The following is a 14,778-nucleotide window of genomic DNA, read 5'->3' as shown; positions in this document are numbered from 1 at the left end:
TCCACGACTGTAGTCTTGCTCATCACCCGGCCGAGCCCGAGCATGACGCGCCATCTGCCCCTGCGACCCAATATCGACGATGGCATCGACCGCAAGGTGCTCACTCAGCTGCGCGCACGCTTCATGCGCGTCAATCACGGGCGTCAGCTACGCGCCATGCAGGCGCTGTCGACGCGCCAGCAACGGGTACTCACGCTGCTGCCGCTGCTGTTCCACGTCAATCACCCACTGCTGCCCGGCTATGTATCCGCCCAGACACCCGCAGGCCTGAGTGGCTACGAGCCAAGTGCCGAGCTGCTCGCCGAGGCACAGCGCCTGACTCGCTCGTTCGCCTACAAGCCGGCCCGCGGCCCCGCGCCCACGCCGATCCATGGCCTGTTCCTGATGGGCAGCCTGGGCACGGTGGCGCAGGCCGAGCAAAGCGACATGGACCTGTGGGTCTGCCACGCCAGCGATCTGACTGCCGCAGCCCGCGACGAACTGCGCCGCAAGTGCGAGCTGTTGCAAAGCTGGGCGTCCACACAGGGCACCGAAGCGCACTTCTTCCTCATCGACCCGCAGCGCTTTCGAGCCGGAGAACGCGAGGCGCAGCTCACCTCGGACGACTGCGGCACCACCCAGCACTTCCTGCTGCTCGACGAGTTCTACCGAACCGCGATCTGGCTGGGCGGCCGCACGCCGCTATGGTGGCTGGTGCCCGCTGTCGACGAGCACCGCTACGAACAGTTCACCGCGACACTGCTGAGCAAGCGTTTCGTCCGCGAAGAGGATGTCATCGACTTCGGCCACCTGGCCCACGTGCCTTCAGGAGAGTTCATCGGTGCCGGCATGTGGCAACTGTTCAAGGGCATCGAGTCGCCCTACAAGTCGGCTCTCAAGCTCTCTCTGACCGAGGTTTATGCCAGCGAGCACCCGAGGGTCGAATGCCTGTCGCTGCGCTTCAAGCAGTCGGTGTACGACGGTCAGCTGGATCTCGATGAACTCGACCCCTATGTGCTGATCTATCGGCGCCTGGAGGAATACCTTGTGGCACGCGGCGAGCCCGAGCGCCTGGAGCTGATGCGCCGCTGCCTGTATCTGAAGGTCAACAAGAAGGTCAGCAAACCGCCGCGCAACCGCGCCAAGAGCTGGCAGCGCCTGCTGCTCGAACGCCTGACCGCCGAGTGGGGCTGGGGCGAGCGCCAGTTGGTCATGCTCGACAGCCGCAGCCAGTGGAAGGTCCGCCAGGTAAGCGCTGAGCGCCGGGCGCTGGTCAACGAACTCAACTACAGCTATCGCTTCCTGACCCAGTTCGCGCGCAGCCAGACTGACGACGCAGCCCCCGACAACCGCGAACTGGCGGTACTCGGCCGCCGCCTCTACGCAGCGTTCGAGCGCCGTGCCGGCAAGGTCGAATTCATCAACCCCGGCATCGCCCCCGACCTTGGCGAGGACACCCTGACGCTGGTGCACTGCCCCACGCCGAAGGGTGAGCGCTGGGCATTGTTCAATGGCAGCCTCGGGCCTCAGGAATGGCTCGACTTCGCACCCCTGCGGCAAGCCCGCAGCCTGATCGAACTGCTCGCCTGGGCACACCGCAACGGCGTCATCGACAGCGGTACGCACCTGTCACTGCACCCGGGCGATAGCGACCTCAGCGAATTCGAACTCGGCCACCTGCTCGCCAGCCTGAACCAGGCGCTGCCCATGCCGCTGGACAGCATTGCGGAAAGCGCCCTGCTGCGTGCCCGCCAGCCAGCGCAGGTCATGCTGCTGGTCAACGTCGGCATCGATCCGCTCAAGCAGCACAGCCAGATGAACGTGCACATGACCAGCGAACGTACGGACCCTCTGGGTTACTCCGGTGTTCGCGAAAACCTGGTGCTGACCCTCGACCAGATAACCCTGAACAGCTGGAACGAGCTGCTGGTCGACCGCTACGACGGCGCCAACGCCCTGCTCGACTGCCTGACCGATCTGCTCAACGCATTGCCCGCCCATGGTGAGCTGCCCAGCGTGCGGGTGCACTGCTTCTGCCGCAATCGCGCGGCAGCCATCGTCGAGCGCGTCGAAGAGCTGGTGCGCGAGCTGATCGCCGGCCTCGTCAGTGGTCAGCGTCAACGCTATCTGCTGCAGATCACCCGTCGTTACCACATGCTCGAGTTGGCGCCTGGCGAGGTTCGCCACACCACGCTGGATGACCTGCCCGCCCTGCTCGAACACCTCGCCCAGGACCGCGCCGAGTACAACCCGCTTCGCCTGGACCGCAATGTGCTGGAGGGCGAAGACCTGGCACTGATCCTCAACGCCAGCCGCCCGGCCTGCATTCAGGTGTTCTATCGACTGCAGGAAGGCGAGACCCAGGCACAGATCACCGTGCTCGACGAACATGGTGCGGTATGGCGGACCCAGGCGCCGTTCCACGACGAAGCCAGCTTGCTGGCGCCCCTGCAGCGGTTTCTGCAGTCGCTGCTGTACCGGCGCAATGCCGCGCTCACCCTGGAGAGCCCACAGGCGCCACTGGAGATCGTCTATCAGCAGTTGCAACCCGCCGCGCCGCTGCGTGCCCAGCGCCTGGAGCTGCGCCCCGCGCCACTGACGCAGGTCAGCCAACCGTTCTACGATGTCCAGGCGATCGTCGAACCGGGTAGCGGCCAGCGCGCCTACATCAGCCTGTACTGCAACCACCGGGAATTCTCCGAGCTCGAATACGGCGACAGCCTGTTCAGCAACGTGGCTCGGCATATTCTCGCCCTACGCAGCGAGGCAGAACGCTATCCCTGTTACATAACCGACCTGGATCTTTCCGCCCTGCTGGGAGATCGACAACCGTCGGTGGTGCATTACCTGCGTTACAAGGCCAGCCTGGAAGAAGCCTTGAACAATGCCCTGCGTGCCCTCTAGACGATTATTGATAACAATTCTCAACTTGAGCTAACATGCGCTTTCGCTGTGGCACGCCTGCTGTGCACGGCTTCCGGCAGTCATCATCGTGTCTCCACCCAGCCAGAAACTCGACCTCTACCTCGCCCACCGCAACGCGCTGGTGGACTATGCCGCCTCTCTCGTCAGTTGCCGTGCCCAGGCCGAAGACGTGGTGCAGGAGGCCTGGCTGCGTTTCAACAGCCGCGGCAGTGCCGAAGCGGCAATCGACCACCCAGTCGGCTACCTCTATCGCATCGTGCGCAACCTGGCCTTCGACCTGAGTCGACGCAGCGTCACAGAGCGCCGCCAGCCGGGTAGCGCAAGCCTGCTGGAAACGCTCTCCGATGACAGCCCCGGCCCCGAACAGCAGGCCAGCAGCATCACCGAACTGCGCATCGTCAACACGGCCCTGGCAGAGCTGCCGGAGCGCGTACGCCGGGCCTTCGAAATGCATCGCCTGGAAGGTCACACCTTGCAGCACATCGCGATCACCTTGGGCATCTCCGTCGGCCTGGCCCATCAACTGGTGCATCAGGCGCTGTGCCACTGCGCGGATCGGCTGGAGCAGGCCAATGGGTGAGTTCGCCAAATCGCTGGCTGCTACGTGCTTTGCTCAGGGCATTGGACTGTGCGAACCTCTTGCACCTTTTCACCTGACCCCGTCCCGCCCATGACCGGCAATCTCAGACATACCGCACTGGACTGGCTATTGCGCGTCCGGCAGAGCCCGGAGGATACCGGGCTGCGCAGCGACCTGGCCGCCTGGTTGTCGATCGACGACAGCCACGCCGAGGCCTATCGCAAGGCGGAGCGGGTCTGGAGAATCACCGGCATGGCCCAGGCCGCTGCACTCGCGGATGAGCCACAAGCCCCACCGCAACCGATCCTGGCGGCACACACAACGGCCGCCGTGCCACCAGCGCGCCCGCGTCGACGCCGCTGGCCCGGCCTGCTGGCAGGCGCACTGGCCGCCTGCCTGGCAATGGTCATCGCCCCCGGCGCCTACATTGCCCTGCAGAGCGACTACCGCACCGGCCTTGGCCAACAGCGCACAGTGGAACTCGAAGACGGCAGCCGCATACACCTGGACAGCGAATCGGCGATCTCCGTGGACTACAGCGATGGTCAGCGCGAAGTCTGCCTGCTGGCCGGTCAGGCGTTCTTCGAAGTGGCTCCGGACCAGGCCCGGCCGTTCAGCGTGGATGCCCGACCGCTGCGAATCACCGTGACCGGCACGGCATTCAACGTCGCGCTGCGACAAACCGGGCTGGCCGTAGCGGTACAACATGGCTCGGTGCGTGTAGAGGAAAATGACACCACGCTGGCAGACGCATTGAGCGCGGGTGATCGCCTGCGCTGGCAGCGTGGTAGCCATGAAGTCACACGCGACACGCTTCCCGTCAGCCAGATCGCAGCCTGGCAGAAAGGCCAGTTGGTGGTGCGCGATGCGCGTATCAGCGATGTACTGGAGGAACTGCGTCCCTACCTGCCCGGCAAGGTATCCCTGCGCGATGCGGCACTGGGCGAGCAGCGCATTACCGGCGTCTACGCCCTGGCCGATCCGGACGCGGCCTTGCGTGCGGTCATTCAGCCCTATCAGGGCACGGTCAGCATCTGGACACCGTGGCTGCGAGTGATCAAGCGCCACCCCTGACAGGGCTCGCAAGCCGGATTTTTCCGATAAATAAAAAATAATTCACGAATTCCTGAAAATTCGTCGGGCCGCTGCGTCATTGCCTCGAACACGAATCGATACAGATTCGCATTAGCTTTTCAATTAGGCCGCTTGGCCAGTTCGGGGAAGACCATGAAAAAGCAGGTGCACCGGCTCAAACATCCCTCTACAGGCGCCCGGAAACTCGGCGCTTCCATCAGCCTGGGGCTGCTGAGCCTGTGCGCCACGCTGCCCATGCACAACGCCCACGCGCAGGAAAACACCGAGCCTGCCAGCGCCTTGCTGCAACGCCAGCACAGCTTCGCCATCGATGCCCAACCCCTGGCCGACGCCCTGATCGCCTTCGCCCAGCAGAGCGGCCTGCAGGTGAGCGTCGACCCAAGCCTGGTCGGCCACCTGCGCGGCAATGCGGTACGCGGGCAGATGAGCAGCGAACTGGCGCTGTCACGACTGCTCGATGGCAGCAACGTGGGCTGGGAATACGGGCAGCAGGTGGTGACCTTTCATCAGTTGGCGAGCCAGAACAGGGCGTTTGAATTGGCCAACACAGTGGTGCTGGCAACGCCTGAAAATGCCTTTCAAGGCGAGACCGTAATAGACCGCAGGGCGATCGAGAATTTCGCCGGGGCCAATGGTGACCTGACGACGCTGTTGAAAATGCACCCCAGCGTCCGATTCGACACCACCCAGCAGAGCTCCAATACCCCCGGAGAACTGAACCCAGCCGACATCAGCATCAATGGCGCCAAGTTCTACCAAAACAACTTCATGATCGACGGGGTAAGCATCAACAACGATCTCGACCCTGGCGCCAGCAGCGGCTCACGCAGGGATATCAACGGTCTCTACAACTTACCCAGCAATTCATTCGGCATCGCTCTGGACGCCGACCTGCTCGAGGAAGTGAAGGTCTACGACAGCAACGTGTCCGCAGAATTCGGAGGATTCAACGGTGGTGTGGTCGATGCGATCACGCGTCGCCCAACCGAAGACTTCCACGGCAAGGTATCGGTAGGCATGAGCCGTTCGGAATGGACCAATTACCATATAAGCGGCGATGAGGAAGCCTTCAAGTACTCGAGTAACTATGCCAACCAACCAGAATTCAAGAAAATAACCAAGCGTGTCGTACTCGAGGGGCACGTTACCGAGAACTTCGGCCTCATCGGAAACTTCGTACAGAAGACGTCGGAAATACCTCTTTACGCATACAGCGATGGTTTCACGAGTGAGGGCGACAGACGCAAGAAGACCCAGCATCGAGAAATCGACAACTATATGCTCAAGGGCTTCTGGACGCCCAACGAACGATTGGATCTCACGTTCACATTGGTCGATGCGCCCCAGACTGGAGAATATTTCAAGGAAAACCAAAAGAACTCCAATTTCACCATAGAGCAAGGCGGCTACATCGGCGCGCTACAAGGGATCTGGAAAGGCGATAACGCGACATACACCCATAAACTCTCTTACAACTTCTCCCAGACCTCCAGAAATTCCGACAGCAACGTCAACAAGCTGTGGCGATGGTCCGATCAGAAAAACTGGGGCGCATCCACTACCAGCGTAGAAGGAGGAATGGGAAATCTGGAGCAGCAGCAGACCGGAGCTAAATATGCCCTGAAAGCAGAATTGCTCCCCACCATGCTGTTCAACACAGAGCACAAACTGATAACTGGCCTGGAGCTCAACTACCAGAAGGCCAGCTATGAACAGATGCAAGATGCGTGGACTGCTACCACGCCCAGAAGGGTGACCTTGTCACCGAACAACACATCAACGTGCCAAACCGTCAGCGGTAGCCTTGACAGTGAATATTGCTCCATTGGCACGGCTCGTGATGGCACACTCGAGCGCCAGTACTTCGGATTCCTCAATTACTACCGCGCAGGGAAGATCGAACTGGAACAAACCAGCCTCGGACTATTCCTTGAAGATGAAATTCGCATTGACCGTCTGACGTTGCGCCCCGGGCTGCGATTTGATGCAGATGATTATATGGACAAGAAAACCTTGGCCCCGCGTTTCGCGGCAAGCTATGACCTGTTCGGAGATCAAAGCACTGTCTTCAGCGCCGGGCTCAACCGTTATTACGGGCGCAATTTATTCAAATACCGCCTGGCCGATGGCCGTGAATCGCTGCGGGCGCGCCAGACCCGAGCCCGGGTGACCAACGATGTGATTCCCGACTTCGACCCTCTGGTCTCCTACGGAGTGGATGAGAGCTCATTCCGCCAGATCGACATCCCCTATGATGACGAGTGGATGGTTGGCCTCAGTCAAGTATTCAAGGATGTGCTCTTCGAGCTGAAATATGTGAACCGGGAAGGCAAGAATCAGGTTGTACGCAGTCGTGCTAATTACCTGGGCCTCGAAGCCGGTGACAACGTTGGGGAAATCAGCAATTACTACGTTTATACCAATGCCGGTGAAAGCCGGAGCAAAACTGTCACCTTGGCCATAACTCCGCTGCAAGAACTGACACTGGCCGGCACTAGCACCCGAATGCAGGCAGCCTTTGACTGGAACCAGACGTATACCAGCTATCCGGATTACGAAACGGTGTTCAGCGAGGATCGGCTCAATGATGTCGATGTGTATTTCGACGGTAAACTGATCCCTTACAGCGACCTGCCGTCAGGGAACTTCAACCGTCCCTGGACGGCTCGTCTCAATACGATTACTGCCATACCAGCACTGAACCTGACCGTTAGTAACTTCTTCCGCTACCGGGGCCCCTACGAGCAGATTTTCAGCGGCTCTCCTTCGAATATCGTGGTCGATGGCAGCAGTTATGCCAATTACGCGGTGGGCAAGGTCGGCGGCGCACCCACCTGGGATATGCGCGTGAAGTGGCAGACGCCAACCTTCAAGGATCAATCCTTGTACGTCGCCGCAGATATCACGAACGTCACTGACAAGGTGAACAAAATCGTCAGTGAGACAGGCGGCAGCATCAGCTACGAAGTTGGCCGCCAATACTGGCTCGAAGTCGGCTACCAATTCTAAGAAAAGGCGCTCCATGCATCCCGTGAAAACCCTGTTCACGGCACTGGCAGCGTTGCTGCTCGGTGCCTGCACCCATTTGCCTGCAGGGGACACGCCCCTGCAATGGCACCCCATCGTCACCCGTGGCGAACTGCCCAACGGCCTGCGCTACAACCTGATTCCCATCGATACGCAGAAAGGCCGCCTGGACATGCGCCTGACGGTGCATGCCGGCTCGGTGGACGAGGCCGACGATCAGGTCGGCGTCGCCCATATGCTCGAACACCTGGCGTTCTACAGCCGTGGTGGTGACACCCTGAATGTACGCCAGCGCCTGCAGAAGGCTGGCTGGCAACAGGGCCGCCACTTCAATGCGGTCACCAACTACGAGCGCACGCAATACCTGCTGAGCCCGCCTGACGGGGCGGCGAGTGTAGAGCTGTCGCTGAAAACGCTGGCCACGATGGCCTTCGCCGGCGATTTCACGGCGGACGATCTGCAGCGCGAGCGGCCCATCGTCATCGAAGAATGGCGAGGTGGCCTGGGTGTCGCGCAGCGCATGAACGCCAAACGTGCCGCGGCACAGCGCACCGGCTCCCGTTATCCGGCGCATCGCACCATCGGCAACCGCAAGGCCATCGAGCAGGCGCAACTGCAGGCACTGCAGGCGTTCCAGCAGCGCTGGTACCTGCCGAACAACATGGTGCTGAATGTCGTCGGTGACGTCGATCCCCAGCAAATGATCGCGCATATCGAGCGCCACTTCGGCCATGCGCAACGGGGCGAACGTCCCCCGCGCGAGCACCTCGAACTGCCGCTGGACGACGAGCTGAAAGTGTTCCGCGTGCAGGACAGCCAGAGCGGCAGCAACCAGGTCGCTCTGCTGATGCGCTTCCAGCAGATGGACATTCGCGAGCAGACGCTTGCGGGCGGCCGTGATCGACTGCTGGATCGCCTGGCACTCACCGCATTGTCACGGCAGTTGCGCCGCCAACCCCTGGACGAAGGCGTAGGCAGCCTGACAGCGGTGAAAACCCAGATTGGCCGCCGTACGGGGGTACTGGCGGTGGCCGCCAGCGTCAAAGGTCAGCGCCACGACCAGGCGCTGCAGACCCTGTTGCGCGAACTCGAGCGGCTGCGCCAGCACCCGTTGCACGACGAGGACGTCAAAGCGGTCAAGGACGAGGTGCGGCAGATCGCCGAGCGCATGCTGGCGAAACCGGCAGCGCGAGACTTCGACGCCTGGGTGCGACAACTCAACGACGCCACCCTGGGCGAGCGGGTGCTGCAAGACCCCGAGGCCATCGCCCGCAACGCCCTGATCAATCTGGACAGCATCGGCAAGCGCGAGCTGCAACAGCGCATCGTCAGCTGGCTCGACAGCCCGGACCGGGTGCTGCAACTCAGCGCCCCAGGCGGTACGCCGCTGAAGCTGCCTGATGTCGCGCGCGTCGAGCAGCAGGCGCTGCAGTTCGCCGCTACCCGCCTGGAAGCGCCAAAGCCTCCCGTGGCACAACATGCGCTCAGCATTCCCAGCCTGGAAAGCAGCACGCCGCCCGGTAGCATCGAGACACGCCGCAGCTTCGCAGCCGAGAAGGTCGAACACTGGCAACTGAGCAACGGCGACCGCCTGGTGTGGCTACGTGCCGAGGGCGCGGACGGCAAGGCGCAGTTGCGCGTCGATTCCAGCGCTGGTTTTCTGTACCAGGGCGCGCAGTCCTGGCGCGCGCAGATCGCCAATCAACTGGCCCTGCAGCTACCTCCCCAAGGCTGGAGCGATGAGCAGCTCAATGCCTGGAAACGGCGCGAAGCCGTGCAACTGTCGTTCACTCAAGGGCCGCAGCGCCTGGAGGCGCAGGGCAGTGCCACGGTGGACAAGCTGGGCAGCCTGCTGGCGCTCTATCAGGCTCAGCAGACCCGCAGCGCTCTGGATGAAGAAGCCTACCTCGAGAGCCTCGCCGACCTGCGCGAAGGCCTGCTGCGTCGGCGTGATCACGTGCGCAGCGAGCAAGACGCGACCTGGCGCAGAATCAAGCAGGGCGAGGATGACTGGCAGTCGCCAACGACCAAGGACCTCGACGCACTCAGCCGCGCCGCACTGGAAGTGGAATGGCGCCGCCAGGCCGCGGCTCCAGTGACCTATTACCTGATGGCCAACATGCCGGAGCAGGAACTGGAAGCGCTGGTCGACCGTTATCTGGCGGGCATCCCGCGCGGCGAGCCACTGCTCAGCAAGGCCAACCCACGGCAACCCGGTCAGCGCCAGGCCACCCTGGCCATCGCTCGCGAACCGCGCGCCAGCCTCTATGCGGGCAGCTTCCAGCCCCATCCTTGGAGCCCGGCGGATGCCGCCCGGGTAGCGGCGCTGCGCGAGATCGCCAACGGCCTGCTGAAGCGGCGCCTGCGCGGCGAAGCGGCAGGCGTTTACAGCCTGCAATTCGACAGTGAACTGAGCCCCGAACATCAGCGCATCGACAGCGAGCTGAGATTCAGCAGTGACCCGCAACGCGCCGACGAGCTCTGGCAACTGGCGCGACGGACCTTGTCCAGCCTGCCCGACGCCATCGACGAGAAACACGTCGCCGCCCTGCGCCAGGAGCTGACCCGCCAGGAAGCGTTGCGTCGCGAGGATCCCGGCATCCAGTTGCATCGCCTGATTCTCAGCGAGCGCGCATGGCACGACCCGCGTTACCTGAGCGAACAGCATCGACTGCCTGCGGCACTCGAGCCTGCGGCCCTGAAGCGCCTGGCTCGCCAGCTTTTCCCGAAAGGCAATCAAGTGCGCATGCAGGTGCTTCCCGCGCAGGGCATCGAAACATGAGAACCCTGCATCTTTTCCTCAGGCTTTCCCGCCCATTCTGGGCCAGTCGCGCCGGTTGGCCGGGCTGGTTGCTACTGGCTTCGGTGTTCGCCATGGGCATCGGCATCGTGCAGGTCAACGTCTACATCAACGCGTGGAGCAAGACGTTCTACGACACCCTGGCGACCTTCGACGGCAGTGCGCTGCTCGATCTCATGGGCAGTTATGCACTGGCAATCTGTGCGCTGGTGGTGGTGATCGCCTCGAAGAACTGGTTGACCAAAGCGCTGATCCTGCGCTGGCGCCAGCACCTCAACGATCACATGCTCGAGCACTGGCTGGGTGAGCGTCGCTACTACCGGCTGGGGCTGAGCGGCGAGCCGGACCACCCCGATCAGCGGATCGCCGAGGATGTGCATCTGCTGGCGGACAAGACCGTCGGCCTGATCGTATCGTTGTTCATCAACACCATGCAGATCGGCGCCTTCGTCAGCGTCCTCTGGCAGCTCTCGGGTACTCAGACCTTCACCCTCGGCGATTACAGCGTAACCCTCGATGGATACCTGGTCTGGGCCGTGCTCATCTATACCCTGATCGGCACGCTGGTCACTCACTGGCTGGGCCAGCCACTGCACGCTCTCAACTATGAGCGCCAACGCAGCGAGGCGGCCTTTCGTGCGGACCTGTTACGCAAACGCGAGCATGCCGAGCAGATCGCGCTGTACGGCGGCGAACAGGCAGAGCGGCAGAGCCTGGGCCTGCGCTTCGCCGCCATAGCCGATAACTGGCGTGGCCTGATGCGCCGTGAGCTGAAGCTGGGGACATTCACCGTCGGTTACGACCGGGTCAGCAATATCGTGCCCGTGTTCATCGCCCTACCCGCGTTCCTGGCCAAGACCATCACCCTGGGCGGGTTGATGCAGATCCGCACGGCCTTCGGCGCCGTACACGGATCATTGAGCTGGTTCATCTACTCTTATCGCACCCTGATGGAGTGGAGCGCCACGGTCCAGCGCCTGGGCCAGTTCCAGCAGGCCATGGAGCGGCTGGAGCCGGTCGAACTGAGCCAGGGCGAGGCGCTCAACACCTGCGGCCTGGATGTGCTGCGCCCAAATGGCGAAGCGCTGCTGTGCGGCCTGACCCTGCAGGCTCGCCCTGGTGAGTGGCTGCGCCTGGCGGGCGCCAGCGGCCTGGGCAAGACCACCTTGCTGCGCACCCTGATGGGCCTCTGGCCCCATCACCGCGGCAGCTGGCAGTTGCCGGGCGGGCGCAGCCTGCTGCTGCCGCAGAAACCTTACCTGGCCAGCGGTCGTCTGGATCAGTTACTGGCCTACCCGGCAACGCAGATACCCCAGGTTCTGGAACTGATTGGCGCGCTGCAGGACGTTGGGCTCGACCATCTCATCCATGAGCTGGACCGCGAAGCCGAATGGGGCAGAGAGCTTTCCGGTGGTGAGCAACAGCGCCTGGCGCTGGCCCGCGCCCTGCTCTATCGCCCAGACACCCTGTACCTCGACGAAGCCACCAATCAGCTCGACGAACATGCGGCCTGCGGGTTGCTCGCGCGCCTGCGAGAGCGCTTGCCCACCTGCACGCTGATCGGCGTCAGCCACCAGCCCGCGGTGCAGCGCCTGTTCGAACGCAGCATCGACCTGCAGGAATGTGGGACGGCTTGCAAACCGGCGACGCCGGAACTGCTGCCGACTTGATCGGCACCCCGGGTGTAGCCCCGGGCTGCCAGAAGGCAAGACTCGGCACGGCACGAGCCGAGTCAGATGATACGAGGCGCTTTAACGGGCGTATTCGCCCGCCGCTTCCGGCTGATACTCCACCGCCAGCAAGGCAAGTTTGAGCTGTTTGCCGCCGGGTGCCGGCCAGTCGATATGCTGGCCAACGCTCAGCCCCAGCAATGCAGTGCCAACGGGTGCGAGAATCGACACCTTGCCTTCACCGCCAGCGTCCTGGGGATAGACCAGAGTCAGGTGATAGTCCTTGCCACTGCCTTCCTCGCGGCAATGCACGCGGGAATTCATGGTGACCACGCCTGCCGGCACCTGATCGTGGCCGACCACCTCCGCTCGATCCAGTTCGGCCTGCAAGGCTTCGGCAGTCGGGCCGAAATCTTCGAGGCTGTCGAGCAATTGCTCCAGGCGCTGCAGATCGAGGCGGGTAATGGTGATGGACGGTGTGCTGGCCATGGTGCGGGCATATCTCCTTTGCTGGACGCCAAAAAAGCAAAACCCCATCGAGACGACGGGGTTTTGCACAGGTTGAGCCGACCGTAACACAGCCACCCAAATAAACAAGGGCAGCCTCAGGGCGCCGCCATCAGACGCTCTTCGGCCAGCGCCCGAATGGCCCGACGGCGCCCGTCATCGGCATTGCCCCACTCGAGAATTTCCGCCAGCAGACGCCCGCAACCCAGGCACCTGTCGGCCTCGTTCAGGCAGCAGCGCCGACGACAGGGCGACGCGACAGGCGCCTCGCCCAGCGCCGAATCAGCGGCGGCTTCAGATCTCATCGAACTCGAGACTGGCGCCGGACTGCTCGACCACGATGCGATCGAGCATTTCGCTGAGCAACTCGTCGCTGGTGTCGCAGATCCAGCGCTGGTTGTCTTCGTCGTAGTCGAAATGGAACCCACCGGAACGGGCCGCCAGCCAGAGCTGACGCAGCGCTGGCTGGCGACTGAAGATCAGCTGCGAGCCATTTTCGAAGCGCACCGTCAGTACGCCAGCGGAGTTTTCCAGATCGAGATCCAGATCGCTGTCGTCGAAGATGTCTTCCACCGCCTGCTGCACGGCATCGACCAGGTCGTGGAAACGGGCTTCGGTCAAACTCATTGCACTTACCTCATGAAAGATTCAGCAACATCGTACGCAAAAGAAAGAATCGCCGCGCCCCGTTCGGCGCGCGCCAGTATGCCAGGGCAAAGCCCCGCCGGACGGGAACCCCACTGCATAGGCAACATGCCGGGGGGTCGGTATACTCCGGGGCAATTATGCTTTATTACAAGGATTTGACCATGAAGCGGCTGTTCACTGCCCTCATCGCGCTCGTCGCCGTCACCACCCTGCTCAGTGGCTGTGGCCAGAAAGGCCCACTGTACCTGCCGGATGATACCCAGTCCGCACCTGCGCAAGACAGATAAGGACGGCTCATGAACACCTTCGAATACCGCGACGGCTCGCTGTTCGCGGAGGGTGTGGCGTTGTCCGCCGTTGCCCAGCGCTTCGGCACGCCCACCTATGTCTACTCGCGCGCTCATATCGAGGCGCAGTACCGCGCCTACGCCGACGCGCTCGATGGGCTGCCGCATCTGGTGTGCTTCGCCGTCAAGGCCAACTCGAACCTCGGCGTGCTGAACGTCCTGGCGCGCCTGGGCGCGGGCTTCGATATCGTTTCGCGCGGTGAACTGGAGCGTGTGCTGGCCGCTGGGGGCAACGCCGACAAGATCGTCTTCTCCGGCGTCGGCAAGACCCGCGACGACATGCGCCGCGCCCTGGAAGTGGGCGTGCACTGTTTCAACGTCGAGTCCACCGACGAACTGGAGCGCCTGCAGCAGGTCGCAGCCGAACTCGGCAAGATCGCGGCGATCTCCCTGCGCGTCAACCCGGACGTGGACGCGGGCACTCACCCGTACATCTCCACCGGTCTGAAAGAAAACAAGTTCGGTATCGCCATCGCCGATGCCGAAGCGGTCTATGCCCGCGCCGCGGCGCTGCCCAACCTGGCCGTGGTCGGCGTCGATTGCCACATCGGCTCGCAGCTGACCAGCCTGCCGCCGTTCCTCGATGCGCTCGACCGCCTGCTGGTACTGGTCGACCGCCTTGCCGAACAGGGCATCAACCTTCGTCACATCGACCTCGGTGGCGGCCTCGGCGTGCAGTACCGCGATGAGCAACCACCACTGGCCGGTGACTACATCCAGGCGGTGCGCCAGCGCATCGAAGGTCGTGATCTGGCACTGGTGTTCGAGCCGGGCCGCTTCATCGTCGCCAATGCCGGCGTGCTGCTGACCCGCGTGGAGTACCTCAAGCATACCGAGCACAAGGATTTCGCCATCGTCGACGCGGCCATGAACGACCTGATCCGCCCGGCCCTGTATCAGGCCTGGATGGACGTGGTGCCGGTGCAGCCGCGCGATGGCGCCAGCCGTCAGTACGACATCGTCGGGCCGATCTGCGAAACCGGTGATTTCCTCGCCAAGGAACGCGATCTGAGCCTGGCCGAAGGCGACCTGCTGGCCGTGCGCTCGGCCGGTGCCTATGGCTTCGTGATGAGCTCCAACTATAACACCCGCGGCCGCGCGGCCGAGGTGATGGTGGACGGCGAGCAGGCCTTCGAGGTGCGTCGGCGAGAAACTCTGGACGAACTCTTCGCGGGCGAAAGCCGCCTGCCGGAGTGATGC

Annotated in this window: 11 protein-coding genes; 8 read left to right on the top strand and 3 right to left on the bottom strand. The window is 62.8% G+C overall.

Annotation, left to right across the window (positions count from 1 at the left end):
* Window positions 1–42 precede the first annotated feature (42 nt).
* The 6 genes from QRN22_RS07035 (at window position 43) to QRN22_RS07010 (ending at window position 12,076) form a co-directional block, all read left to right on the top strand.
* Window positions 43–2,883 carry a class I adenylate cyclase gene (locus QRN22_RS07035; protein ID WP_042552385.1) on the top strand — a complete coding sequence of 947 codons (2,841 nt, stop codon included), beginning with the start codon at window positions 43–45 and terminating at the stop codon, window positions 2,881–2,883.
* An 88-nt stretch (window positions 2,884–2,971) separates the two neighbouring features.
* On the top strand, window positions 2,972–3,484 hold the full coding sequence (locus tag QRN22_RS07030) for a sigma-70 family RNA polymerase sigma factor (protein ID WP_042552386.1): 513 nt from the start codon (window positions 2,972–2,974) through the stop codon (window positions 3,482–3,484).
* A gap of 90 nt (window positions 3,485–3,574) precedes the next feature.
* Window positions 3,575–4,558, top strand: a complete 984-nt coding sequence (locus QRN22_RS07025) for a FecR family protein (protein ID WP_042552387.1) — start codon at window positions 3,575–3,577, stop codon at window positions 4,556–4,558.
* A gap of 153 nt (window positions 4,559–4,711) precedes the next feature.
* A complete protein-coding gene (locus QRN22_RS07020; protein ID WP_052493752.1) occupies window positions 4,712–7,588 on the top strand; it encodes a TonB-dependent receptor in 2,877 nt (958 codons plus the stop codon).
* Between the two features lie 13 nt (window positions 7,589–7,601).
* Window positions 7,602–10,388, top strand: a complete 2,787-nt coding sequence (locus QRN22_RS07015; protein WP_042552388.1) for a M16 family metallopeptidase — start codon at window positions 7,602–7,604, stop codon at window positions 10,386–10,388.
* Window positions 10,385–12,076: an ABC transporter ATP-binding protein/permease gene (locus QRN22_RS07010; protein WP_042552389.1), complete on the top strand. Its 1,692-nt coding sequence runs from the start codon at window positions 10,385–10,387 to the stop codon at window positions 12,074–12,076. Before QRN22_RS07015 ends, QRN22_RS07010 begins: the two co-directional genes overlap by 4 nt.
* An 81-nt stretch (window positions 12,077–12,157) precedes the next feature.
* Here QRN22_RS07010 and rnk read toward each other — a convergent pair whose 3' ends face one another.
* The 3 genes from rnk to cyaY all read right to left on the bottom strand — a co-directional run bounded on the left by rnk (window position 12,158) and on the right by cyaY (window position 13,210).
* Window positions 12,158–12,565, bottom strand: coding sequence for a nucleoside diphosphate kinase regulator (gene rnk / locus QRN22_RS07005; RefSeq protein WP_042552390.1), 408 nt, complete (start codon window positions 12,563–12,565; stop codon window positions 12,158–12,160).
* Window positions 12,566–12,681: 116 nt separating this feature from the next.
* Window positions 12,682–12,888 carry a DUF1289 domain-containing protein gene (locus QRN22_RS07000; protein ID WP_042552391.1) on the bottom strand — a complete coding sequence of 69 codons (207 nt, stop codon included), beginning with the start codon at window positions 12,886–12,888 and terminating at the stop codon, window positions 12,682–12,684.
* Entirely contained in the window at window positions 12,878–13,210 is a 333-nt protein-coding gene (gene cyaY / locus QRN22_RS06995) for an iron donor protein CyaY (RefSeq protein ID WP_042552392.1), read from the bottom strand. Before cyaY ends, QRN22_RS07000 begins: the two co-directional genes overlap by 11 nt.
* A 182-nt stretch (window positions 13,211–13,392) precedes the next feature.
* Here cyaY and lptM point away from each other — a divergent pair, with 182 nt between their 5' ends.
* Complete coding sequence (gene lptM, locus QRN22_RS06990) at window positions 13,393–13,518, top strand: LPS translocon maturation chaperone LptM (RefSeq protein WP_082045717.1); 126 nt, start codon at window positions 13,393–13,395, stop codon at window positions 13,516–13,518.
* Window positions 13,519–13,527: 9 nt separating this feature from the next.
* The gene (gene lysA / locus QRN22_RS06985; protein WP_042552393.1) at window positions 13,528–14,775 is read left to right on the top strand and encodes a diaminopimelate decarboxylase; all 1,248 of its coding nucleotides are present in this window, start codon (window positions 13,528–13,530) and stop codon (window positions 14,773–14,775) included.
* Window positions 14,776–14,778 lie beyond the last annotated feature (3 nt).

Origin of the sequence: Pseudomonas sp. MEJ086, assembly GCF_030209025.1 — a bacterium.
GTDB classification, from domain to species: Bacteria; Pseudomonadota; Gammaproteobacteria; order Pseudomonadales; family Pseudomonadaceae; genus Aquipseudomonas; species Aquipseudomonas fulva_A.
Note: the sequence above shows the minus strand (reverse complement) of the source record. Positions and strands in the feature narration are given on the sequence as shown.